The 21,192-nt window shown below is 67.9% G+C and carries 22 protein-coding genes; 7 read left to right on the top strand and 15 right to left on the bottom strand.

The features are described 5' to 3' along the window. Window positions 1-124 precede the first annotated feature (124 nt). On the bottom strand, window positions 125-988 hold the full coding sequence (locus JGR78_RS14350) for a L,D-transpeptidase (RefSeq protein ID WP_182791639.1): 864 nt from the start codon (window positions 986-988) through the stop codon (window positions 125-127). Between the two features lie 336 nt (window positions 989-1,324). Between JGR78_RS14350 and JGR78_RS14345 the strand changes: the two genes are divergently transcribed. Continuing rightward, window positions 1,325-1,606, top strand: a complete 282-nt coding sequence (locus tag JGR78_RS14345; protein WP_182791637.1) for a GlsB/YeaQ/YmgE family stress response membrane protein — start codon at window positions 1,325-1,327, stop codon at window positions 1,604-1,606. Window positions 1,607-1,685: 79 nt separating this feature from the next. Here JGR78_RS14345 and JGR78_RS14340 read toward each other — a convergent pair whose 3' ends face one another. Next, entirely contained in the window at window positions 1,686-2,060 is a 375-nt protein-coding gene (locus JGR78_RS14340; protein ID WP_182791636.1) for a hypothetical protein, read from the bottom strand. Between the two features lie 128 nt (window positions 2,061-2,188). Here JGR78_RS14340 and JGR78_RS14335 point away from each other — a divergent pair, with 128 nt between their 5' ends. From JGR78_RS14335 to JGR78_RS14315, 5 genes are all read left to right on the top strand, one after another. Continuing rightward, window positions 2,189-3,817: an MFS transporter gene (locus tag JGR78_RS14335; RefSeq protein ID WP_200559344.1), complete on the top strand. Its 1,629-nt coding sequence runs from the start codon at window positions 2,189-2,191 to the stop codon at window positions 3,815-3,817. Between the two features lie 22 nt (window positions 3,818-3,839). Then, entirely contained in the window at window positions 3,840-4,778 is a 939-nt protein-coding gene (locus tag JGR78_RS14330) for an ABC transporter permease (RefSeq protein ID WP_182791635.1), read from the top strand. After that, window positions 4,775-5,605 (top strand): ABC transporter permease, encoded by an 831-nt coding sequence (locus JGR78_RS14325; protein WP_182791634.1) that lies wholly within the window; start codon window positions 4,775-4,777, stop codon window positions 5,603-5,605. Before JGR78_RS14330 ends, JGR78_RS14325 begins: the two co-directional genes overlap by 4 nt. Next, window positions 5,602-7,173, top strand: a complete 1,572-nt coding sequence (locus JGR78_RS14320) for an ABC transporter ATP-binding protein (protein ID WP_182791633.1) — start codon at window positions 5,602-5,604, stop codon at window positions 7,171-7,173. Before JGR78_RS14325 ends, JGR78_RS14320 begins: the two co-directional genes overlap by 4 nt. 215 nt (window positions 7,174-7,388) lie before the next feature. Next, on the top strand, window positions 7,389-7,730 hold the full coding sequence (locus tag JGR78_RS14315) for a zf-TFIIB domain-containing protein (protein WP_182791632.1): 342 nt from the start codon (window positions 7,389-7,391) through the stop codon (window positions 7,728-7,730). A 110-nt stretch (window positions 7,731-7,840) separates the two neighbouring features. On the opposite strand, the gene JGR78_RS14310 is transcribed toward JGR78_RS14315, so the two are convergent. Next, a complete protein-coding gene (locus tag JGR78_RS14310; protein ID WP_182791631.1) occupies window positions 7,841-8,809 on the bottom strand; it encodes an L-malyl-CoA/beta-methylmalyl-CoA lyase in 969 nt (322 codons plus the stop codon). A 153-nt stretch (window positions 8,810-8,962) separates the two neighbouring features. Here JGR78_RS14310 and JGR78_RS14305 point away from each other — a divergent pair, with 153 nt between their 5' ends. Continuing rightward, window positions 8,963-9,823: a D-amino-acid transaminase gene (locus tag JGR78_RS14305; protein ID WP_182791630.1), complete on the top strand. Its 861-nt coding sequence runs from the start codon at window positions 8,963-8,965 to the stop codon at window positions 9,821-9,823. A 56-nt stretch (window positions 9,824-9,879) separates the two neighbouring features. Here JGR78_RS14305 and JGR78_RS14300 read toward each other — a convergent pair whose 3' ends face one another. The 12 genes from JGR78_RS14300 to JGR78_RS14245 all read right to left on the bottom strand — a co-directional run bounded on the left by JGR78_RS14300 (window position 9,880) and on the right by JGR78_RS14245 (window position 21,086). Next, entirely contained in the window at window positions 9,880-10,782 is a 903-nt protein-coding gene (locus tag JGR78_RS14300) for a calcium-binding protein (protein ID WP_200559342.1), read from the bottom strand. Window positions 10,783-10,822: 40 nt separating this feature from the next. Then, window positions 10,823-11,566 carry an amino acid ABC transporter ATP-binding protein gene (locus JGR78_RS14295; RefSeq protein WP_182791785.1) on the bottom strand — a complete coding sequence of 248 codons (744 nt, stop codon included), beginning with the start codon at window positions 11,564-11,566 and terminating at the stop codon, window positions 10,823-10,825. Between the two features lie 49 nt (window positions 11,567-11,615). Next, the gene (locus JGR78_RS14290; RefSeq protein WP_182803317.1) at window positions 11,616-13,073 is read right to left on the bottom strand and encodes an amino acid ABC transporter permease; all 1,458 of its coding nucleotides are present in this window, start codon (window positions 13,071-13,073) and stop codon (window positions 11,616-11,618) included. Between the two features lies 1 nt (window position 13,074). Further along, window positions 13,075-14,334, bottom strand: coding sequence for an amino acid ABC transporter permease (locus tag JGR78_RS14285; RefSeq protein ID WP_182791626.1), 1,260 nt, complete (start codon window positions 14,332-14,334; stop codon window positions 13,075-13,077). A 116-nt stretch (window positions 14,335-14,450) separates the two neighbouring features. Next, the gene (locus tag JGR78_RS14280; protein WP_182791625.1) at window positions 14,451-15,476 is read right to left on the bottom strand and encodes an amino acid ABC transporter substrate-binding protein; all 1,026 of its coding nucleotides are present in this window, start codon (window positions 15,474-15,476) and stop codon (window positions 14,451-14,453) included. A gap of 130 nt (window positions 15,477-15,606) precedes the next feature. After that, the gene (locus JGR78_RS14275; protein WP_182791623.1) at window positions 15,607-16,353 is read right to left on the bottom strand and encodes an ATP12 family chaperone protein; all 747 of its coding nucleotides are present in this window, start codon (window positions 16,351-16,353) and stop codon (window positions 15,607-15,609) included. After that, the gene (locus tag JGR78_RS14270; protein ID WP_182803319.1) at window positions 16,350-17,006 is read right to left on the bottom strand and encodes an HAD-IA family hydrolase; all 657 of its coding nucleotides are present in this window, start codon (window positions 17,004-17,006) and stop codon (window positions 16,350-16,352) included. Before JGR78_RS14270 ends, JGR78_RS14275 begins: the two co-directional genes overlap by 4 nt. Then, window positions 17,003-18,040, bottom strand: a complete 1,038-nt coding sequence (locus JGR78_RS14265) for an RluA family pseudouridine synthase (protein ID WP_182791621.1) — start codon at window positions 18,038-18,040, stop codon at window positions 17,003-17,005. The genes JGR78_RS14270 and JGR78_RS14265 overlap by 4 nt, the downstream gene beginning before the upstream one ends. Continuing rightward, a complete protein-coding gene (crcB, locus tag JGR78_RS14260) occupies window positions 18,037-18,402 on the bottom strand; it encodes a fluoride efflux transporter CrcB (protein ID WP_182791619.1) in 366 nt (121 codons plus the stop codon). The genes JGR78_RS14265 and crcB overlap by 4 nt, the downstream gene beginning before the upstream one ends. 31 nt (window positions 18,403-18,433) lie before the next feature. After that, window positions 18,434-19,753, bottom strand: a complete 1,320-nt coding sequence (locus tag JGR78_RS14255) for a replication-associated recombination protein A (protein ID WP_182803321.1) — start codon at window positions 19,751-19,753, stop codon at window positions 18,434-18,436. Window positions 19,754-19,810: 57 nt separating this feature from the next. Further along, window positions 19,811-20,404: an acyl-homoserine-lactone synthase gene (locus JGR78_RS14250; protein ID WP_182791617.1), complete on the bottom strand. Its 594-nt coding sequence runs from the start codon at window positions 20,402-20,404 to the stop codon at window positions 19,811-19,813. Window positions 20,405-20,474: 70 nt separating this feature from the next. Then, window positions 20,475-21,086: an autoinducer binding domain-containing protein gene (locus JGR78_RS14245; RefSeq protein WP_182791616.1), complete on the bottom strand. Its 612-nt coding sequence runs from the start codon at window positions 21,084-21,086 to the stop codon at window positions 20,475-20,477. Window positions 21,087-21,192 lie beyond the last annotated feature (106 nt).

Here is a 21,192-nt window from a genome sequence, read left to right as displayed (position 1 = left end):
CGCGCAGGGGAAAGGCAGTCGCCGCAATTGTCTGTTTTGGCGGCAGGTTCCCGCAAGATCCCGGACAGCGCAACAGGAAAAGCCCGGCGCGGGGGCCGGGCTTTTACTCAAATCCCGCCGATTCTCAGAAGCGGCGCCGAGGGACGGCGCTTTCGATCAGGGGCGTGGCAGGCGGCGCGACGGGCTGGGCGACCACCGCGACGGGCTGGGAAGCCACCACCACGGGCTGAGGGGCAACGGCCACGGGCTGGACAACGGCAGCGACAAACTGCGCCGGTTCCAGATAGCCGTCAGGGGTCTGGCGCAGCGGGCCTTCCAGCGCCCGCGATTCGGCCTCGGTGCGGACCTTGACGGTCGTGCCCATCGGGATGCGGTCATACAGGTCCATGATGTCCTGGTTGAACAGCCGGATGCAGCCCGCCGAGGTCGCCTTGCCGACCGACGAGGGGTCCATGGTCCCGTGGATGCGGTACATGGTGTCGCGGCTGCCTTCGTAGAGATACAGCGCCCGCGACCCCAGCGGGTTGCCGATGCCACCCGGCACGCCGCCCCGGAACTGGGCGTAAAGCTCGGGCTCGGTCGCGACCATGTTCGCGGTCGGCGTCCAGGACGGCCACTGCGCCTTGCGCCGGATGGTCGCGGTGCCGGCGTAGCCCACGCCGGCGCGGCCAACGGCGATGCCGACACGGGTGGCCATGCCGCCATTCTCGACCAGGTAAAGGAAGCGCGCATAGGGATCGACCACGACCGTGCCGGGCGCATCGGGACCGTTATAGGGAACGACGGTCCGCACGTTGCGCTCGCGCAGGTAGGCGGGCTTGATCGCCGGGATGTCCAGCGGCTCGCCGTTGGGGCCGCGGTCGATGCGCGCCTGATAAGCCTGGGGAACGAAGTTGCTGGTTTCGGGGGCCTGCGCGGCCCGGTTGTCGGGGCCACAGGCGGCAAGGCCGAGGGCACATGCCAGCAGCGCGGCAGAGGCGAGACGCATCAAGGGTTTCCTTCACGCATGACCGCGCACGGGATGCCGCGCGGCGGCCGGAGGTTGGCAGGGTGGACGGCACGAATCGCGGCCATGGGTCGCAAGCCGATCCGATCGGTCCATAGGTCGGAGTTCATGCCCATACGTCAAGAAACACAGGGGAGTCGCGCCCGGCACGTGGCATATTTGCCGCGCCCGCGATCTTTTGATCACGCCGTGATCCGTTGCCCATATGCCGCAGCGCGGCACCACCCTTTCCCTGCCCCGGAACCCCCGGGCCAGCCCGACGTTCGGGGGACATCCGGCGGCTGCACAAGCCCCGCCGCATCTGGAAAGGGACCAAGCATGGGCTTCATCGTCGCCATCATCATCGGCGCCATCGCCGGCTGGCTTGCCGGCAAGATCGTCAAGGGCCACGGTCAGGGCAGCCTGATGAACATCGTGGTGGGCGTCCTGGGCGCCGTTCTGGCAAGCTGGCTGTTCCCGACGCTGGGCTGGAACCTCGGGGCCGGACCGGCCGCGGGCGCTACCGTCCGCGGCACGAGCTTTCTCGGCTCGATCGTGTTCTCGACCATCGGCGCGGTGATCCTGCTGGTGATCGTCTCGTTGTTCACCGGCCGCCGCTGAGCGCGCGGCCGTCCGGCGGCCGGCTCCTCCCCCGAAGGCCGCCGCTCTGGACCCCCGCCTTTCCTCGGGCGGGGGTCTTTCATCCTTCCGCGATCTGGCGGGCGATGTCGGCGGATATGGAGATCAGCCGCCGGGGCCGCCTGAGCCGCTGCACCGCCGCAAGCGCATCCGCCGGAACATCGTCCTCGTGGCCCAGCGCACAGTTGTCAGGCAGCAGGGCCGTGGCCTCGGCCCATATCCCGGGCGGGTGTCCCGGCCAGGCCAGCCTTGCCTCGCGCGCGGTGACGACCAGCAGGCAGGATGCGTCGCCGCTCCCGAGCCCGCCGTAATGGGCCAGGCTCGGCAGAGAGGACAGGATCACCGCGTCCAAGCCCCGCCCGTCCATGATCGCCCGCAACGCAAGCTGGCGCCCGGCAAGGCGGTCCGGGATGGGCATGGGGCGCGGATCGGTCATGAGGCATCCTCGGTTCGGGACAGTGCCGGCCAGCATGACGGCGGAACCATCGCCGTCAAGCCGCGCTTCCTTGCCGGGCAGGCCAGCGTCCGATTGCCCTTCCCGCCGCCGCCGCTAGTGTGACCCTGATGTCCCGCCCCTCCGCCCTTGCCCCGTTCCGTCACAAGGCGTTCCGCACCCTCTGGGCGGCAACGCTGGTCTCGAACTTCGGCGGGCTGGTACAGGCGGTGGGCGCGGCCTGGATGATGACGCAACTGACCGACAGCGCCACGCTGGTGGCGCTGGTGCAGGCCTCCAACACCCTGCCGATCATGCTGTTCGCGCTGCTGTCGGGCGCTCTGGCCGACATCTTCGAGCGCAAGCGGCTGCTGCTGATCGCGCTGGGGGTCATGGCCAGCGTGTCGCTGTTCCTGGCGGTGGTCGCGACCTACGGCTGGCTCGACCCCTACAGCCTGCTGGCGCTGACCTTCCTGATCGGGCTGGGGCAGGCGCTCTACAACCCGCCGTGGCAGGCCAGCATGGGCGACCTGGTCCCGCGTGCGGACCTGCCGGCGGCGGTCACGCTGAACTCGGTCGGCTTCAACCTGATGCGCTCGGTCGGGCCGGCGGCGGGCGGGCTGATCGTGGCGGCTTACGGCGCCGCGGCGGCCTTTGCGGTCAACGCCTTCAGCTATGTGCCGCTGCTCTTCGCCCTGATCCGCTGGAAGCCGCCAGCGCGCGTCCGCATCGCCCCGCCCGAGCCGCTGGCCCCCGCGATCGCCGCCGGACTGCGCTATGTGGCGCTGTCCCCGAACCTGATGCGGGTGCTGGCACGGGGGGCACTGTTCGGTTTTTCGGCGGTGGCCATCCTGGCCCTGCTGCCCCTGATCGCGACCGAACACCCCGAGGGTGGCTCGCTGACCCTCGGCCTGCTGCTGGGCTGTTATGGCCTGGGCGCGATCCTCGGCGCCGCCTCGAACAGCCGCATCCGCGAGCGGATGAACAACGAGAACGTGGTCCGCGTGGCCTTCATGGGCTTTGCGATCTCCTGCCTGCTGATCTCGACCACCGACAACGTTTATCTGCAGGGGCTGGCGCTGCTGCCGGCGGGCGCGTCCTGGGTGCTGGCGCTGTCGCTGTTCAACGTGACCGTCCAGTTGTCCACGCCGCGCTGGGTGGTGGCGCGGGCGCTGGCGCTGTACCAGACCGCCACCTTTGGCGGCATGGCGGCGGGCAGCTTCCTGTGGGGGATGCTGGCCGACGCGCAGGGGGTGGATGCGGCGCTGGCCTGGGCCGCGGGGCTGCTGATCTTTGGGGCCGTGATCGGGCACTGGTTCAGCCAGCCCGAGTTCGGCAAGCTCGACCTCGACCCCGCCGGGCAGTTCCGCAAGCCGCAGCTTGCCCTGGACCTGCGCGGGCGGTCCGGGCCGATCGTGGTCATGGTGGACTATCTCATCGACCCCGAGGACACGCCCGAGTTCCTGCGCCTGATGGCCCGCCGCCGCGCAATCCGCCGCCGCAACGGCGCGCGCAACTGGGCCTTGCTGCGCGACCTGGAAAACCCGCGCGTCTGGTCGGAAAGCTATCACCTCGCCACCTGGGACGATTACGTGCGCCACAACCTGCGCCGCACCAAGTCCGACCATGAGGTGATCGTCGCCATGCGCGCCCTGCATCGCGGCAAGGGCGATCCCCGCGTCCATCGCATGATCGAGCGCCACAGCATCAACCCCGGCGACCCGCCGCTGCTGGGCAAGATCGAGGTGCCAGGCTCATGAACCCGGCCGAGGGAAGCGGCGCATGAGGCTGCTGGCGCGGCGCCTCGTCTCGCTGGCCCTGGCGCTGGTCGCCGCCTCGGCGGTGATCTTCGCGGTGGTGGACCTCGTGCCGGGCGATCCGGCGGTCTTTGTCCTCGGCACCGGCGCGCAGCCTGAAACCATTGCGGCCCTGCGCGAGCAGCTTGGCCTGAACCTGCCATGGCCGGTGCGCTACGCGCAATGGCTGGGGGGCGTGCTGACGGGGGACCTGGGCACCAGCCTCGCCTACAAGACGCCGGTGGCGGGGATGATCCTCGACCGGGTGCGGGTCTCGCTGCCCTTGGCGGCGCTGGCGCTGGCCTTGGCGGTCACGGTGGCGCTGCCGGTGGGGATGCTGGCGGCGGGACGGCGCGGCCGGGTAGCCGACGCGGTAGCGATGGGGGCCACGCAGATCGGCATCGCGCTGCCGAACTTCTGGTTCGCAATGCTGCTGGTGCTCGTCTTCGCGGTGAAGCTGCGCTGGCTTCCGGCGGGGGGCTTCCCCGGCTGGGCCGATCCCCTCGCGGCTCTGCGCGCCCTGATCCTGCCTGCTGTCGCGCTGGCGCTGCCGCAGGCGGCGATCCTTGCCCGCGTGCTGCGCTCGGCGCTGATCGAGACGCTGGGACAGGACTATATCCGCAGCGCGCGGGCCAAGGGTCTCAGCCGCGGGCAGGTCATGCGCCGCCATGCGCTGCGCAACGCGATGATCCCGGTCCTGACGATCCTGGGGATGCAGTTTTCCTTCCTGCTGGCCGGCGCGATCATCATCGAGAATGTCTTCTACCTGCCCGGCCTTGGGCGGCTGATCTTTCAGGCGATCACCCAGCGCGACCTGGTGGTGGTGCAGTCGGCGGTGCTGGTGCTGGTCGCGGCAGTGATCCTTGTCACCTTCCTCGTCGATCTGGCCTATGCCGCCGTGGACCCGAGGCTGCGCGGGCGATGAGCGTCCTCCTCCATCGGCTGGGCCTGAGCCTGGGCGCGGCGCTGGCAGGACTGGCGGTGGCTCTGGCGCTGGTCTCGCTGGTCTGGACGCCCTTCGACGTGACCGGGGTCGATGTCGCGAACCGTCTGCGTCCGCCCGGCGGCCCCCATCTTCTGGGCACCGACCATCTGGGCCGCGACCTGCTGTCGATGGTGATGATCGGGGCGCGGACCTCGCTGGCCGTGGCGCTGGCGGCGGTCGGGATCGGCGCCGGGATCGGCGTGCCGCTGGGGCTGGTGGCCGCGGGTTCCCGCGGCGGGTGGCTGGACGAGGCGATCATGCGGGGGAACGACCTGATCTTCGCCTTCCCGGCGCTGGTCACGGCGATCCTCATCACCGCCGCGCTGGGGCCTTCGGCGGGGAACGCCATGCTCGCCATCGGCATCTTCAACATCCCCGTCTTCGCCCGCGTGACGCGCGGCGGGGCGCTGCCGCTGTGGACGCTCGACTACATCCGCGCGGCCGAGGTCGCGGGCAAGGGCGCGGCGCGGATCAGCGTCGAACACATCCTGCCGAACCTTGCGAGCCTTCTGATCGTGCAGGCCACGATCCAGTTCGCGCTGGGGATTCTGGCGGAAGCCGGGCTGTCCTATGTGGGCCTCGGCGCGCAGCCGCCCATCCCGAGCTGGGGGCGGATGCTGGCCGAGGCGCAGACGATGGTGACGATCGCCCCTCATGTCGCCATCGTGCCGGGAATGGCGATCGTGCTGACGGTGCTGGGGCTGAACCTGCTGGGCGACGGCTTGCGCGACGCGCTGGACCCCCGGCTCAAGGCGCGGCTGACATGATCGCGCTGCAGAACCTGTGCGTCACCATCGCCGGGCGGCAGGTGGTGTCGGACGTGACCCTGCCGCTGGCGCGGGGAGAGGTGACGGGGCTGGTCGGCGAAAGCGGCTCGGGCAAGTCGATGACGGCGCTGGCGGCCATCGGGCTGCTGCCGGATGGCGCGCAGGTCGGCGGGCGGGTGGAACTGGACGGGCGCAACCTGCTCGACCTGCCGGAACGGGCGATGGATGCGCTGCGGGGTCGTCGCATCGGGATGATCTTCCAGGAGCCGATGACGGCGCTGAACCCGCTGATGACCATCGGCGACCAGGTGGCGGAAAGCTTCCGCCGCCTTCCCCGCGCGCAGGCGCTGGCCCGCGCCCGCGACAGGCTGGACCGGGTGGGCCTGCCCGCCGCCCGCTTTCCCCTCGGGCTTTACCCGCACCAACTGTCGGGCGGCCAGCGCCAGCGCGTCGCCATCGCCATGGCCATCGCCGAGGCCCCTGACCTGCTGATCGCCGACGAGCCGACGACGGCGCTGGACGTGACTACGCAGGCGCAGATCCTGAACCTGCTGCGCGGGCTGGTGCGGGACGAAGGGATGGCGCTGCTGCTCATCACCCATGACCTCGCGGTCGTCGCAGGCATCGCCGACCGCGTGGCGGTGATGCAGCACGGCCGGATCGTCGAGGCCGGAACCACGGCCGAGGTCTTCCGCTTCCGCCGCCATCCCTATACCTGCTCCCTCTTCGCCGCCGCGAGCCACGTCCCCGCCGAGACAGGGGCGCGGGCGCAAGGCCCGCCGATCCTGCAGGTCGAGGGCGCGGTGCGCGAATACCGCCTGCCCCGTCCGGCACTTTTCGCCCCGCGCCCCGTTCTGCGGGCGGTGGATGGCGTCAGCCTGACCATCGCGCAAGGAGAATCAGTCGGGCTGGTGGGTGAATCGGGCTGCGGGAAATCGACGCTCGCCCGCGCGATCATGGGGCTGGATGCGCTGCAGGGCGGCCGGGTCCGGCTGGGGGGCGCGGCGGTCGGGCCGGGGATGCCCAAGGCGCAGCGGGCACAGATGCAGGCGGTCTTCCAGGACCCGTTTTCCAGCTTCGACCCGCGCTGGACGGTGGACCGGCTGGTGGCCGAACCCTTCCACCTGACCGGCCGGCCCGCCGACTGGCGCGAGCGCGTGGCCGAGGTTCTGGACGAGGTCGGGATCGGGGTCGACGCCATGCGCCGCCATATCCACGAGTTTTCCGGCGGCCAGCGCCAGCGCATCGCCATCGCCCGCGCCCTCATCATCCAGCCCCGTCTGATCGTGCTGGACGAGGCGGTCAGCGCGCTGGACGTGCAGGTGCGCGCAAGGGTGCTGGACCTGCTAGCCAGGCTTCGTCAGCGGCACGGGCTGTCTTGGCTGTTCATCAGCCACGACCTGTCGCTGGTGCGCGCGATCACCGACCGGGTGCTGGTGATGGACCAGGGCCGCATGGTCGAGGAAGGCCCGACCGCGCGCATCCTGTCCTCCCCCCGCCATCCCGTCACCCGCAAGCTGGTCGCGGCGACCCCGGTGATCCCGGCGGAATGGCAGGCCGCGACATAAGGGCTTGCTGCAGGGCCGCATGGGGGATCGACCCTTCGGGCCTATCAGCCGCCACGGCCTTCTTGGCTGAACACAGTCCAACAAGCTGTTCCCGGGCGCCCGGAAGCCGGGAATATTTTTACCGGAAAGAAATCACCGGGACGTGTTGCTGTCTGCCCATTGCGCTCAGCGCCGGGCGGCTTACCTGAAAAGGCAGGGACCAGAGGAGACCTTGGATGAAATGTCCGGCAGATGGCGAGACGCTGGTGATGTCCGATCGCAGCGGTGTCGAGATCGATTATTGCCCCAGATGCCGCGGCGTCTGGCTGGATCGCGGGGAACTGGACAAGATCATCGACCGCGCCGCTGTGTCGATGCCTCCTCTACCCTCTGTCGGCCAGCCCACTGCAGCCCCCGATCTGCAGGGATCGCCGCAATCCGGCCATGAGCGGCAGGACAGCTATCGCTCCGAGGAGCGTGATCGGCGGCGGGATCATGATGATTACGACGACGATCATCGCCATGGCCGCAAACCCAAACGCCGCGAATCCTTCTTGGGCGACCTGTTCGATTTCTGACGACCTCGGCGGCCCATCCAAACAGAGACAGGCCCCGCGTGGGACGGGGCCTGTCGCTCCTCCCCCTAAGACGGCTGGCCTCCCCGCCGAGCCGTCCGGGTCCGCTTGCGTCAGCGTTGTGCCTCGGCAGTGATCAGTTCTGCCTGGCGCACGATCACTTGTGCCTGACGAATTGACGCGATGTCAACCAGTCTACCTTTGTATACCGCCGCCCCGGCGCCGGATTTCTGCGCGTCTTCCATGGCCGCGAGGATCTCGCGCGCTTCGGTGACGGCCTTTTCGTTCGGCGAGAAGATCTCGTTGGCCAGCGCCACCTGGCTGGGGTGGATCGCCCACTTCCCGACCATGCCCAGCGTGGCCGAACGCAGCGCCTGGGCGCGGAAGCCCTCCTCGTCGCTGAAATCGCCGAAGGGGCCGTCCACCGGCAGCACGCCATGCGTCCGGCAGGCCGCGACGATGGCAGCCTGTGCCCAGTGCCATGGGTCGGACCAGTATTTCTGCCCCTCGCGGGCCATGTAGTAGTTTTCCTGCGTGCCGCCGATGCCGGTTGTCGCCATGCCCATGCTGGCCGCGAAATCGGCCGCGCCCAGGCTCATCGCCTGCAAACGGGGGCTGGCGGCGGCGATCTCCTCGACATGAGAGATGCCGGCGGCCGATTCGATGATGACCTCGAAGGTAATCGGCTTCTGGCGACCTCTGGCGCGTTCCGCCGCTGTCACCAGCGCGTCCACCGCATAGATGTCGGCGGCATTGCCGACCTTGGGGATCATGATCTGGTCCAGCCGGTCCGAGGCCTGTTCCAGCAGATCCACCACGTCGCGGTACCAATAAGGCGTGTCCAGCCCGTTGATCCGCACCGACAGCGTCTTGTTGCCCCAGTCCACATCGCCGATGGCCTGGATGACGTTCTTCCGGGCCTGGTGCTTGTCGTCCGGGGCGACCGAATCCTCAAGATCAAGGTTGATGACATCGGCAGCCGAACCCGCCATCTTCTGGAAAAGCTGGGTGCGGGAACCGGGGCCGAACAACTGGCAGCGGTTCAGGCGGGCAGGAGCAGGGGGTTGCAGCCGGAAAGACATGAGACCTCGTGCAAGGATATTTCGTGGCGTGTCGCAGGGGTGATAGATTGTTGCCGCAGTTGCAGCAAGCCTTTCTGCGGATGCACGGGGAAGGCGCATTGAACGCATCCGCGCATTGGCGCACAACCAACCCGCCACATTCCGGAGAACACGATGTCCCGCACCGTCCTTGTCAACGGCCGCTACCTGCCTGAGGAACAGGCCACCGTCTCGATCTTCGACCGGGGATTTCTGATGGCCGACGGCGTCTACGAGGTCGTCAGCGTGCTGGACGGCAGGCTTCTGGATTTCGACGGCCATATGAAACGGCTGGCGCGCTCGCTGGATGAGCTGGGCATGACCCATCCCATGACGAATGCGGAATGGCTGCAAGCGCACCAGCGGCTGGTCACGGAAAACGGCATTGCCGAGGGGCTGGTCTATCTGCAGGTCACGCGCGGCAACCCCGGTGACCGCGACTTTGCCTATCCGCCCGAAGGGACAACGCCCACGGTCGTCATGTTCACCCAGTCGAAGCCGGGATTGGCCCAGAACCCGCAGGCGGAAACCGGGCTGCGAGTCTGCACGGTGCCCGACCTGCGCTGGTCGCGCCGCGACATCAAGACGGTGCAACTCCTTTACCCCTCGATGGCCAAGATGGAGGCCAAGGCGCGGGGCTGCGACGACGCCTGGATGGTCGAGGACGGGCTGGTGACCGAAGGAACCTCGAACAACGCCTATATCGTCAAGGACGGCACCATCATCACCCGCCAGCTTTCGACCGACATCCTGCATGGCATCACCCGCGCCGCGGTGCTGCGGCTGGCCGCCGAGGCGCAGCTTGGGGTCGAGGAACGCAGCTTCACCGTGGATGAGGCAAAGGCGGCGGACGAGGCCTTCATCACCTCGGCCTCGGCCTTCGTGATGCCGGTGGTGGAACTGGACGGCACGGCCATCGGGGACGGCAAGCCCGGCCCCGTGGCGCGGCGGCTGCGCGAGATCTACCTGGACGAGATGCGCCGCACGGCGGTCTGAAATACAGACGGCCCGCCAGGGCGGCGGGCCGTTCCAGCCAGAGGCGCGCTCCTGTCCTAGCTTGCCGGTCCTGCAGCAGAGCCGGGACCGGAACCCGCGGGACCGCCGACGACGGCACCCGTGGCGGCACCAGCCGCGCTGCCCGATGCCTTCAGCTCGATCTCGTCGACCGCCGCAGCGTCGGTGTCCTTGAGAATGGCCAGAACATCGCCGTCCACGACCAGATGGGCGTCTGCGCCCGACTGCACCACCCTGACCTCGGGCGGATCATCCCCGGTGCCCTCGTAGTTCACGGTGATCCGGTCCGCCGATCCATAGACGATGGTCGAGGCGCCCAGGCCCGCGGTCAGCAGGTAGTCGTCGCGGCCTTCGCCCCCTTCGGCGTAATCGCCGTCGCCGAGCCAGATCGTGTCGCTGCCCTTGTCGCCGTAGTAAAAGTCGGGATCGCCATCCAGAACGTCGTCGGCGCCGATGAGGTCATCGCCATGGCCGCCCCGGATCGTGTCCGAGCCGGGGCCGCCGTTCAGCACGTCGTCGTCATTGTCGTCGTCGCCGGGCAGAATCAGGTCATCGCCCGCGCCTGCATGGACGGTGTCCTTGCCGCTGCCGCCCTCGATGGTGTCGTTGCCGTCATCGGCGGTGCTGCCGCGCTCGCCGTAGAGATCGTCGCCCCTGCCCAGGAAGACGCGGTCGTCCCCGGCATCGGCGATGACCGTATCATCGTCCAGCCCCCCGTAGATCCAGTCGTCGCCGGCGCCCGCGTCGATGGTGTCGTCCCCCCGGAAGCCGCGGATGATCTCGGCCCCGTCGGTGCCGGTCAGCGTCTCGGAATTGTCGGTGCCGTCCCGGACGGGAATGTCAGGCAGGTCCTCGCCTTCGTCGAATTCCTCGTCGTCGTCGCTGGACAGAAGGCTGCCGATGGCGGCGACGCCCAGAAGGCCGAGCAGCAGCAGATACATCTGGTTCATTCGATCACCCCCACGCGCGTTGTTTTGTCCCTCAATGCCCCAGAATCTGGCTGAGGAACAGCTTGGTGCGTTCGGATTGCGGATTGTTGAAAAACTCGCGCGGGGTGTTCTCCTCGACGATCTGGCCCTGGTCCATGAAGATCACCCGATGCGCCACGGCCTGGGCAAAGCCCATCTCATGCGTCACGCAGATCATCGTCATGCCGCCCTCGGCCAGCTCGATCATGGTATCCAGAACTTCCTTGATCATCTCGGGATCAAGGGCGCTGGTCGGCTCGTCGAAGAGCATGATCTTGGGCTTCATGCAGAGCGAGCGGGCAATGGCCACCCGCTGCTGCTGGCCGCCCGACAACTGGCCGGGATACTTGTCGGCCTGCTCGGGGATGCGGACCTCGCGCAGGAAATGCATCGCCGTTTCCTCGGCCTCGCGCCGGGGCACCTTGCGGACCCAGATGGGCGCAAGGGTGCAGTTCTCCAGCACGGTCAGATGCGGGAACAGGTTGAAGTGCTGGAACACCATCCCGACCTCGGACCGGATCTTGTCGATGTTCTTGATGTCGTTGGTCAGTTCGATCCCGTCCACGGTGATGCGGCCGGACTGGTGTTCCTCAAGCTGGTTGATGCAGCGGATCAGCGTCGATTTCCCCGATCCCGACGGCCCGGCGATCACGATCCGCTCGCCCCGGTGGACGGTCAGGTCGATGTCGCGCAGCACGTGAAAGGTGCCGTACCACTTGTTCAGCTTCTCGATCCGCACGGCGATCTCGGACCCCATCGCGGGGGCCGGCCGGGGCCGGGTGTTCAGGTCGGTCATAAACGGTCCCTCAGCGGTGATCGGTCTTGAGCCGCCGTTCCAGATACATGGCGTATCGGGACATGGCGAAGCACAGGATGAAGAAGATGGTGCCGGTGAAGACGTAAGGCTCCCAATAGGCACCCTTCCAGGCGAAGGTCGCCCGGATCGTGTCGGCCATCTGCTTCAGCGGGTCGAAAAGGCCCACGAAGGTGACCAGCGTGGTGTCCTTGAAGACGCCGATGAAGGTGCCGACGATGCCGGGGATGGAAATCTTCAGCGCCTGCGGCAGGATGATCAGCCGCTGCGCCTGCCAATAGGTCAGGCCAAGCGAGTCCGCGCCCTCGTATTGCCCGCGCGGCAGGGCGGCCAAGCCGCCGCGGATCACCTCGGCCATGTAGGCGCTCGCGAACAGGGTCACCATGATGATGACCCGCAGGATAATGTCGAAGCTGGTGCCCGGCGGCAGGAAGTAGTTCAGCAGGATCGAGGCCACGAAGAGCAGCGTGATCAGCGGCACGCCGCGGATGAACTCGATGAACATGACTGCCAGCATCTTGACTACCGGCAGGTTCGACTGGCGGGCAAGCGCCAGGATGATCCCCAGCGGCAGCGACATGACGATGCCCGAGACGCCGATGGTCAGCGCCAGCAGGAAGCCGCCGAAGGACCGCGATTCGACCGGGGCCAGCGCCATCGGCAGAAGCGCCTGCAGGTCCGCCGCCACCCGGGGGCCGAGCGCCGTCCACCACCAGACGGCAAAACCCACGCCCAGCGCCAGCCCGATCAACCCCGCGCCGAAGCGTCCGAGGGTCCGCCAGATGATCAGGGCAAGGGCAAATCCGGCCAGAACCGCAAGCGGATTCCAGATCGGCCCGCCCCAGAGCAGCCAGACCGCAAGGAAAGGGTAAAGGAGGCTGAAGACCAGCGCCCGTCCCGGCGCGTATTCGATCAGCGCCGTCAGGGCGACGAAAGCGGCGCCGATGACCAGCAGCGGCCGTATGGGCGTGCCCAGCGCGACGCAGGCCGCAAAGCCAAGGACCGCGGTCAGCGCCAGCACCGTCCAGCGCAGCCGGCGGCTTTCGGAAAACAGGATGGGAGCCACCGCGAACAGCAGCAGCGCGAATGCAGCGGTGGGGCGCCAGTAATGCTCGGCCGGGTAGAAGCCGAAGATGAACTGGTTCCAGCGTTCGCGGATGATGGCGAAGCAGGCGCCGGTGGCGCCGGGGCCGTCGCGCTCGGCGATGATCTGGCGGCACTCGCCGATGCTGGATGCGTTCCAGACCGAGTTCGCGAACCACGGCCACAGATGCGAGACGATGCTCCAGACAACCGCCAGGCCGGCCAGAGTCAGCAGGATGTTCAGCGGCCCGGAAAACAGGTTCTCGCGCAGCCACAGCACCACCCCCGATTGCCGCGCAGGCGGAGGGGTCGGCGGCAGCATGGTGCCGCGCACGAAGGGGACGGTTTCGGCATGGACTTCGCTCATCTCAGCGCTCCTTCAGCCGGACGCGGGAATTGTAGAGGTTCATCACCGCCGAGACGATCAGGCTGATCGCCAGATAGATCCCCATCATCAGGATCATCGATTCCATTTCCCGCCCCGTCTGGTTCAGCGTGGTGCCGCCCAGCGTCGCCCGCAAGTCGGGATAGCCCACCGCGATCGCCAGCGAACTGTTCTTGGTCAGGTTCAGGAACTGCGAGATCAGCGGCGGGATGATGACCCGCAGCGCCTGCGGCAGCACCACCAGCGCCATGATCGGGCGGGCGCGCATCCCCAAGGCCGCGGCGGCCTCGGTCTGGCCGCGGCTGACGGCCATGATCCCGGCGCGCACGATCTCGGCGATGAAGGCGCCGGTATAAAGCGACAGCGCCAGCAGCAGCACCACGAAGCCGTTGTCGAGGTTCATGCCGCCCGCGAAGTTGAAGCCGCGAAGTTCCGGCGCGACCAGATGGATGCCGAACAACTGCATCAGCCCCAGCAGCGGCAGCAGAAACAGCGCCAGCGAGATCCACCAAGTCACGGGCCGCCGCCCGGTGGTGTCCTGCAGATACTGCGCCCGCTTCCGCAGCCAGCGGTTGATGAGCCAGGCCGACAGCAGCGCCACGGCAAAGGCCACCACCATCGCGTCGATCTGGACCCCTAGGATCGACACCGGGCCGGGATCGCGTTCCGCCACCACGGCGGGGACGGCGGTATAGCGATTCGTGGGCGCGACGGTGCCGAACAGGATCATCTCGGCATTGGCGGTCCCGTCCTCGGCCGTGCGGTAATCGCGGGGGGCGGGCATCACCTCGGTGAACAGCGCAAGGATCACGAGGATCCACAGCAGCAGCGGCACGTTGCGGAAGATTTCCACATAGACCGTCATCAGCCTGGAAACGAGCCAGTTCCGCGACAGCCGCAGCACCCCCGCGGTGACGCCCAGGACCGTGGCGATGACGCAGCCCAGCGCCGACACCAGCAGCGTGTTCAGCAGCCCCACCATCGCCGCCCGCAGATGGGTCGAGTTCGAATCGTAAGCGATCAGGCTGAAGGGGATGTCATAGCCCGACCGGTTGGTCAGGAAGCCGAAGTCGAAGGTCTTGCCCATCCGGGCAAGGTTCTGGACCGTGTTGTTCACCAGCCATGCCGCGACGGACATCACCAGGATGAACACGAGCGCCTGGATCAGCAGCGCGCGATAGTGGCGGTCGTAGATCAGCATGGACAGCCGGAAGGACTGCCTTGCCGGGGGTGCAGGCGCCATATGTTTCTCCCAGTTGGGCCGGGCGGATCTTTGCGTCCACCTCGGCCACGGGTGCATCGTTCAGCCGGAACGAAGCGCCCCGCCGCGCAGGTCGGCGGGGCGGGGCGTCAGGGTTTTCAGCGGAACGGCATCGCGTACATCAGGCCGCCCTGCGTCCACAGCGCGTTCAGCCCGCGCGGCAGCCCGATGGGGGTCTGCTCGCCGATGTTGGCGGCAAAGATCTCGCCATAGTTGCCCGAGGCGGCGATGGCCCGCTTGGCCCATTCCTTGTCCAGCCCCAGCATCGCGCCGTAATCGTCGGTGGCGCCCAGCATCCGCTGCACGTCGGGATTGGTCGAGGACCGCGACAGTTCGTCCAGATTGGCCGAGGTCACGCCGTATTCCTCGGCCGAGATCAGCGCGTAAAGCGTCCAGCGGACGATGTCGCCCCAGTTGCTGTCGCCGTGGCGGACCGCCGGAGCCAGCGGCTCTTTCGAGATGATCTCGGGCAGGATGATGTGGCTGTCGGGATCGGCGAAGGCCGCCCGGGTCGCGGCAAGGCCGGATGCGTCGGTGGTATAGGCGTCGCAGGCGCCCGCCATGTACTGCTGCTCACCCTCGGCGTTCGAATCGATGTTGACCGGCTGGTAGGTCATGTTGTTGGCCTTGAACCAGTCGGCCAGGTTCAGTTCGGTCGAGGTGCCGGTCTGGATGCAGATCGTCGCGCCGTCGAGTTCGGTGGCCGAGCTGACGCCGAGATCCTGACGGACCATGAAGCCCTGCCCATCGTAATAGTTCACCGCCGCGAAATCCATCTTGAGGTCGGTGTCGCGCTGGAAGGTCCAGGTCGAGTTCCGCGCCAGCAGGTCCACCTCGCCCGAGGTCAGCGCGGTGAATCGCGTCTGCCCGGTGGTGGGGATGTATTTCACCTTGGCGGGGTCGCCCAGCACGGCCGCGGCGACCGCGCGGCAGACCGCGATGTCGAAGCCCGACCAGTTGCCGTTCGCATCCGGCGCGGCAAAGCCGACAAGGCCGGTGTTGACGCCGCAGTTCAGCACGTCGCGCTGCTTGACCTGCGCGAGGGTGTCGCCCTCGGCTGCCATCACCGTGCCCGCGGACAGCGCCGCGGCGGCCACCGTGGCCAGGAAAGCCGTGTGTCGCATGAAGTTCCTCTCTGTTGTCCGCCGGATCTGCGCCCGGCACGGTTTTCTCGGCTCGGTTGACCGGCCCGCCTGCCGGGACGCGCCTGACGCGCTCGGCCTGAACGTCATACTGCCGGTCGCAACGCGTCCGTCAAGCGTCAGGCGAGGGGTCCGTTTTCGACGCCGCGTCCGCCGCCAGCAGCGCCAGCAGCCGCGCGGCATTCCGCAGCGCCTGCAGCCGCCCCTCGGCGGCGATGTCGGCTTCCTCGTCGCGGCCCCAGATTGCGGCCTGATGCTCCTCGTCGATGCGGGACAACCGGTGCGCCTCGTCCGCCCGCAGCCGCCCCCCCAGCACCGCAAGCCCCAGGATGAGCGAGCCCGAGAGCGTCACCAGGTCATGCAGCGCCGTCAGTTGCCAATGGCTCAGGGCGTCCAGCCGGTCCCGCAGCCGCGTCAGCGCCACCCGGTCCTGCGCGACGGGGATCACTCCCTGCGTCACCAGCAGCATTGCCTGCAGGTCGGACCGCGCCCAGTCCAGCAAGGGGTTCCAGCCCTCGGCCTGCTGCATGACCAGCTCGACCGGATGCTCGGCCCGGTAGCACAGAAGATCGGTGCCGCCGTATTCGGCCAGCATGTCGGCCACGGCATCGAACTGCGGCGCGACCCGCTCGATGGCCGAGTTCGCGGCCCGCGTCAGCGGCATCGCGCCGGGATCGATCACGTCGGTCTGCGCGTCCCATTCCGCGGCCACCGCCAGTGCCAGCGCACGGGTCGGCAGCACCAGCGGCAGCTTGCCGGGGGTGCGCAGGGGACGACCGTCCAGCCGCACCTCATAGCCGCCGGGGACGGGCTCGACGGCGTTTTCCTTCCAGAAGCGGCGGGCCTGCCATTCGCTCATGCTGCCCAATTCTCGATCAGTTGGGAAAGTTCGGAAAAGTCGCGGGCGACGGCCAGCGCCCCCGCCGCAGTCAGGTCACCGGCCGGGTGATGGCCCCAGGCAACCCCGATGGCCTTGATGCCGGCATTCCCTGCCATGAGGATGTCGAAGCTGGTGTCGCCGATCATCACCGCGCGGGTGGCATCGACCCCGCTGTCATTGAGACAAGAGAGGATCATCCCTGGCGCGGGCTTCGACAGATGGCCGTCGGCGCAATGGGTGGCCGTAAAATAGCCCTCCAGCCCATGCGCGGCCAGCAGCGCGTCCAAGCCCCGCCGCGACTTGCCGGTGGCGACCGCCATCAGCAGGTCGTCCAGCGCGGCCAGCCGGTCAAGGCAGTCCCGCGCGCCGGGAAACAGCGGCGATTCGGCCATCGCCCGCGCGGCAGAGTAATGGACGCGATAGCCCTCGGCCACGGCCGCATGGGTCGCCGGGTCATGGCCGGGCAGCAGGGTCTCCACCGCTACCGGCAGCGACAGGCCGACGATGCCGCTGACCTTGCGGTGCGGCAGTTCCGGCAGCCCTGCGGCAGCCATGCCCGCGGCCATGGCCTCCATGATCATCGCATGGCTGTCCACCAGCGTGCCGTCGATGTCCCAGATGACCAGCTTCATGCGTCCTCGAACGGATCGGCGGGCACGTCACTCTCGTGCCAGCCCAGGGTCTTCCATGTCCGCGCCATGTGATCGGGCAGGGGCGCGGTCAGGGTGACGCGCTTGCCGGTGATCGGGTGGTCAAAGCCGATGGACCGCGCGTGCAGGTGCAGCTTGCGGCTGATCTCTCCGCCAAGCTGCGCGCCCCAGCCGTCGCCGAGGTTTTCCTGCCCCGAGCCGCCATATTTGCCGTCGCCGATGATCGGGTGGCCGAGTTCCGCCATATGCGCCCGCAACTGGTGGGTGCGGCCGGTGATGGGCACCAGCGCGGTCCAGCTGACGCGGGTGCCGAGGCTGTCCACCACGGCGTAGTCGGTGGTCGCTCGCTTGGCGCCTTCGGTCTGATCGACCTTGGCCGGGTGGACGCAGATCATCTTCTCGCCCTCGCCGCCCCGCCCGTGGCCCGGCGCCTTGACAAGGCCAAAGCGGACAGTGCCCATTTTCGGGTTCGGCACACCCGCGACGGCCGCCCAGTAGATCTTCCGGGTGGTCCTTGCGCGGAAGGCTTCCGACAGCCGGCGCGCCACCCGGTCAGTGCGGGCCAGCAGCAGCACGCCCGAGGTATCCTTGTCCAGCCGGTGCACCAGCTTCGGCTTCTCCTTGTAGCCGAACATCAGCGCGGGAGTCAGGCCGTCCACATGGCGTTCCCCTTGCCCCGAGCCGCCCTGCGAGGGCAGTCCCGGCGGCTTGTTGATGGCGATGATATGCTCGTCCTTCCACAGCACCGCCGCCTGGATCATCTCGGCGTCGCTTTCCCGCAGGCGCGGCGCGGCAGGCGCAGGTGCGGCGTCGGGCAAGGGCGGCACCCGCACCTCCTGCCCCGGCTCGACGCGGGTTGCGGGCTTGACCCGGCCCGCATCGACACGGATCTGGCCGGTGCGGCACAGCTTCTCGATGGCGATCTGGTTCAGTTGCGGAAAACGCTTCCTCATCCAGCGGTCCAGCCGCTGCTCGCCCTCGTCATCGCCCACGCGAAGGATCTGCACGCCGCTCATGCCGGACGCCCCATGGAAAGCCCCGCAACAAGCGCGGCGAGCGAAAGAAGGACGCTGACCCCGACATAAAGCGCGGCCATGCCCCCCTGTCCCTTCTGCCACAGCGTCACCGCATCCAGCGAGAAGGCCGAGAAGGTGGTAAAGCCGCCCAGCATCCCCGTCAGCAGGAGGGGTGCCCAGGCGCCGTCACGCCCCAGGGCCGCTACCACCAAGCCCATCAGGAACGAGCCCGCGACATTCACCCCCAGCGTCGCCCAGGGGAAAGCCGGCCCCAGCAGCCGCGCCGCGCCCAGGTTCACGCCATGGCGTGCCGTCGCGCCCAAAGCGCCGCCCAGCGCCACCTGAAATACCGCAGTCATCATCCCGCTGACCTGTAGATGCGCCCCGGCAAAGTCAACCGCCGCGCTTGAGCCGCTGGCTCACGAACCAGTCGAGCCGCTTCTTCAGTTCCCGCTCGAACCCGCGCTCGACGGGGGTGTAGAGGACGGGGCGCTTCATGCCGTCAGGGAAATAGTTCTGCCCGGAAAAGCCGTCCTCGGCGTCGTGGTCATAGGCATAGCCCGCGCCATAGCCCTGGTCCTTCATAAGCCGCGTGGGCGCGTTCAGGATATGGGCGGGCGGCATCAGGCTGCCGGTCTTCCGCGCCTCGGCCCGCGCGGCCTTGTAGGCGGCATAGCCCGCGTTCGACTTGGGCGCGAGCGCAAGGTAGATCACCGCCTGCGCCAGCGCCAACTCGCCTTCCGGCGAACCGAGCCGTTCATACAGCGCCCAGGCGTCCAGGCAGTGGCGCTGCGCTGCCGGATCGGCCAGACCGATGTCCTCGACCGCCATGCGGGTGATGCGGCGGGCGAGGTAGCGCGGGTCCTCGCCCCCTTCCAGCATCCGCGCGAGCCAGTAGAGCGCGGCATCGGGGTCCGAACCACGGACGGATTTGTGCAGCGCCGAGATCAGGTTGTAATGCTCGTCGCCCCCCTTGTCGTATTTCGCGGCCCGGCGCATCAGCCGGCGCGAGAGTTCGTCGGTGCCGAGGGGACGCTCCACCTTCCAAGCCATCACCTGCTCGATCAGGTTCAGGGCGGCGCGGCCGTCGCCGTCGGCCATGGCCAGCAGCGCCTCGCGCGCCTCGCCGGTCAGCGGCAGGGCGCGGTCCATCTCGCGCTCGGCCCGCTGGGCGAGCAGTTCAAGATCGGCCAGTTCCAGCCGCTTCAGAACGATCACCTGCGCGCGGGACAGAAGCGCCGCGTTCAGCTCGAAGCTGGGATTCTCGGTCGTGGCGCCGACCAGAAGGATGGTCCCATCCTCCATATGCGGCAGGAAGCTGTCCTGCTGCGCCTTGTTGAAGCGGTGGATCTCGTCCACGAACAGCAGCGTGCCCCGCCCCTGCCGGTAATGCAGGCGGGCGGTGTCGAAGACTTTCCGCAACTCGGGCACGCCCGAGAAGATCGCGGAGATCTGGACGAAGTCGCGCTCGGTCTGGTCGGCCAGCAACCGCGCGATGGTGGTCTTGCCAACGCCGGGCGGTCCCCAGAGGATCAGCGAGGACAGGCTGCCCGCCCCCAGCATCGCCCCAAGCGGCCCGTCGGGGCCGAGGATCGCGCCCTGGCCGATGACCTCGGCCAGCCGCCGCGGGCGGATGCGATCCGCGAGCGGACGGTGGGCCGAGCGTCCCGCGGGCTCGGGCGAAAGGGGCATGTCGTCGAAAAGATCGGCCATGGCGGGCAGTTTACGCTGCCCGCCATGTGGTGGGTATCCCCCACCTTTGCCGCGCCATCAGTGCATCTTCGGCACGAGGTTGATCGATACGCACTGGTTCTCCTCGCCCTCGATCAGCAGGACGCGGCCGATCGCCTCGGCGTCCAGGCCGCAGCGGCCGTACCAGCGCGGCCAGGTCGCCCCGGTGAGCGCTATCAGACGGGTCGCGCCGAATTCGCGCGCGGTCCGGGTCATGGCACCCGCCATCTGCATGTGGACCTTGCGGCGGATCGCCATCGGGGTCTCGTGGTTGACGAAGACGCGGGTGCATTCCCACACCTGCGGATCGACGGGGGCTTCCCCATACAGCAGGTCCTGCGGGATCGTGCCGCCAAGGACGCCGCGCTGCGCGTCGCGGATCATGTAGGAGTAGATCCCGCACTGGGCGGTGGTGGGCGTCAGGCGGAAGCCGCCAAGCACCTGGTCAACGCCGTCGTGAACAGCGACCCAGCGGCTGGCGGGGGTGTCGTACTGGTCATATTCCATGCCATCGGCCTGCGGCAGATCCCAGTTCTTCTGGATGATGAAGCTCTGCCGGCGGGCGCGGAACAAATTCGCAAACAGTTCGCCGTGGTTGTGAAGATTGCTGAAGGAAAGCGTGGTGGTCTGCATGGTCTTCTCCTGGGGTTGAGGGGTTGGCCCCCCGGAGCGACCGCGGTTGGTTGAATGACGGGCGAACGGCCTAAAGCAGACGGTAATCCTTGGCTCGCTGCAGCGCCTCGGCCGTTGTCCTGGCCATCAGCCGTTCACGGGCGGAAATCAGACGCGCCTTGAACGCACTTTCGGTGATGCCGAGCTTTGCAGCCGCTGCCGCGTGGCGATCGCCCTCCGCGATACATCGAAGGGCCTCTTGCTGAGCCTTTGTCAGGCTCTCCGGCGGCTCCGTGATCTCGTGGAGTCGTCGTACCAGAGCCGAGATCGTCTCGATCTCGTCATCCTTGAATTCACGCGTGTCATGGGCAAAGCTCGCAATGGTGCGTGACTTGATCGGACCGCTGGACATGGTCAGCCCGTAATGCAGCCCATGACTTGCCGCATCGGCGAGGATGCCGAAGGGATCGGGAATCGGCATGGCCGACCAGCGCACCGCACCTGTCGTCGAGAAGCCCCAGGCGATCGTCGGATCGCGCAAGGCATAGGCATTCGCCGTGTATCGTTCCGACCAGCCCTCGGGATAGGTCTGGAACCTCATGATGGGGGCCGCGAAACGGATGTGCAGCCCGATGTAATACCCCACGGGCGCCAGTTTTTTCAGGCGCGACAGGGTGGCGGTGATCTCGGCTCTCGAAGACATATCCTTTTAGACAAATTGCCAAGGAGGCGGTCAATGGGCTTATTTAAGGACAAGGCCCAAGCCTTGCCGGCGTTACCCTGTTATTTAAGTGTAGAACGTATTTTTT

The sequence above is a fragment of the Paracoccus sp. MC1862 genome, from assembly GCF_016617715.1.
In the GTDB taxonomy this organism is placed as follows: Bacteria; Pseudomonadota; Alphaproteobacteria; order Rhodobacterales; family Rhodobacteraceae; genus Paracoccus.
Note: the sequence above shows the minus strand (reverse complement) of the source record. Positions and strands in the feature narration are given on the sequence as shown.

What these genes read in the sequence shown, in the direction of transcription:
- JGR78_RS14350 (WP_182791639.1), bottom strand. Translation starts at nt 988, where the DNA reads ATGCGTCTCGCCTCTGCCGCGCTGCTGGCATGTGCCCTCGGCCTTGCC.
- JGR78_RS14345 (WP_182791637.1), top strand. Translation starts at nt 1,325, where the DNA reads ATGGGCTTCATCGTCGCCATCATCATCGGCGCCATCGCCGGCTGGCTT.
- JGR78_RS14340 (WP_182791636.1), bottom strand. Translation starts at nt 2,060, where the DNA reads ATGACCGATCCGCGCCCCATGCCCATCCCGGACCGCCTTGCCGGGCGC.
- JGR78_RS14335 (WP_200559344.1), top strand. Translation starts at nt 2,189, where the DNA reads ATGTCCCGCCCCTCCGCCCTTGCCCCGTTCCGTCACAAGGCGTTCCGC.
- JGR78_RS14330 (WP_182791635.1), top strand. Translation starts at nt 3,840, where the DNA reads ATGAGGCTGCTGGCGCGGCGCCTCGTCTCGCTGGCCCTGGCGCTGGTC.
- JGR78_RS14325 (WP_182791634.1), top strand. Translation starts at nt 4,775, where the DNA reads ATGAGCGTCCTCCTCCATCGGCTGGGCCTGAGCCTGGGCGCGGCGCTG.
- JGR78_RS14320 (WP_182791633.1), top strand. Translation starts at nt 5,602, where the DNA reads ATGATCGCGCTGCAGAACCTGTGCGTCACCATCGCCGGGCGGCAGGTG.
- JGR78_RS14315 (WP_182791632.1), top strand. Translation starts at nt 7,389, where the DNA reads ATGAAATGTCCGGCAGATGGCGAGACGCTGGTGATGTCCGATCGCAGC.
- JGR78_RS14310 (WP_182791631.1), bottom strand. Translation starts at nt 8,809, where the DNA reads ATGTCTTTCCGGCTGCAACCCCCTGCTCCTGCCCGCCTGAACCGCTGC.
- JGR78_RS14305 (WP_182791630.1), top strand. Translation starts at nt 8,963, where the DNA reads ATGTCCCGCACCGTCCTTGTCAACGGCCGCTACCTGCCTGAGGAACAG.
- JGR78_RS14300 (WP_200559342.1), bottom strand. Translation starts at nt 10,782, where the DNA reads ATGTATCTGCTGCTGCTCGGCCTTCTGGGCGTCGCCGCCATCGGCAGC.
- JGR78_RS14295 (WP_182791785.1), bottom strand. Translation starts at nt 11,566, where the DNA reads ATGGGGTCCGAGATCGCCGTGCGGATCGAGAAGCTGAACAAGTGGTAC.
- JGR78_RS14290 (WP_182803317.1), bottom strand. Translation starts at nt 13,073, where the DNA reads ATGAGCGAAGTCCATGCCGAAACCGTCCCCTTCGTGCGCGGCACCATG.
- JGR78_RS14285 (WP_182791626.1), bottom strand. Translation starts at nt 14,334, where the DNA reads ATGGCGCCTGCACCCCCGGCAAGGCAGTCCTTCCGGCTGTCCATGCTG.
- JGR78_RS14280 (WP_182791625.1), bottom strand. Translation starts at nt 15,476, where the DNA reads ATGCGACACACGGCTTTCCTGGCCACGGTGGCCGCCGCGGCGCTGTCC.
- JGR78_RS14275 (WP_182791623.1), bottom strand. Translation starts at nt 16,353, where the DNA reads ATGAGCGAATGGCAGGCCCGCCGCTTCTGGAAGGAAAACGCCGTCGAG.
- JGR78_RS14270 (WP_182803319.1), bottom strand. Translation starts at nt 17,006, where the DNA reads ATGAAGCTGGTCATCTGGGACATCGACGGCACGCTGGTGGACAGCCAT.
- JGR78_RS14265 (WP_182791621.1), bottom strand. Translation starts at nt 18,040, where the DNA reads ATGAGCGGCGTGCAGATCCTTCGCGTGGGCGATGACGAGGGCGAGCAG.
- crcB (WP_182791619.1), bottom strand. Translation starts at nt 18,402, where the DNA reads ATGATGACTGCGGTATTTCAGGTGGCGCTGGGCGGCGCTTTGGGCGCG.
- JGR78_RS14255 (WP_182803321.1), bottom strand. Translation starts at nt 19,753, where the DNA reads ATGGCCGATCTTTTCGACGACATGCCCCTTTCGCCCGAGCCCGCGGGA.
- JGR78_RS14250 (WP_182791617.1), bottom strand. Translation starts at nt 20,404, where the DNA reads ATGCAGACCACCACGCTTTCCTTCAGCAATCTTCACAACCACGGCGAA.
- JGR78_RS14245 (WP_182791616.1), bottom strand. Translation starts at nt 21,086, where the DNA reads ATGTCTTCGAGAGCCGAGATCACCGCCACCCTGTCGCGCCTGAAAAAA.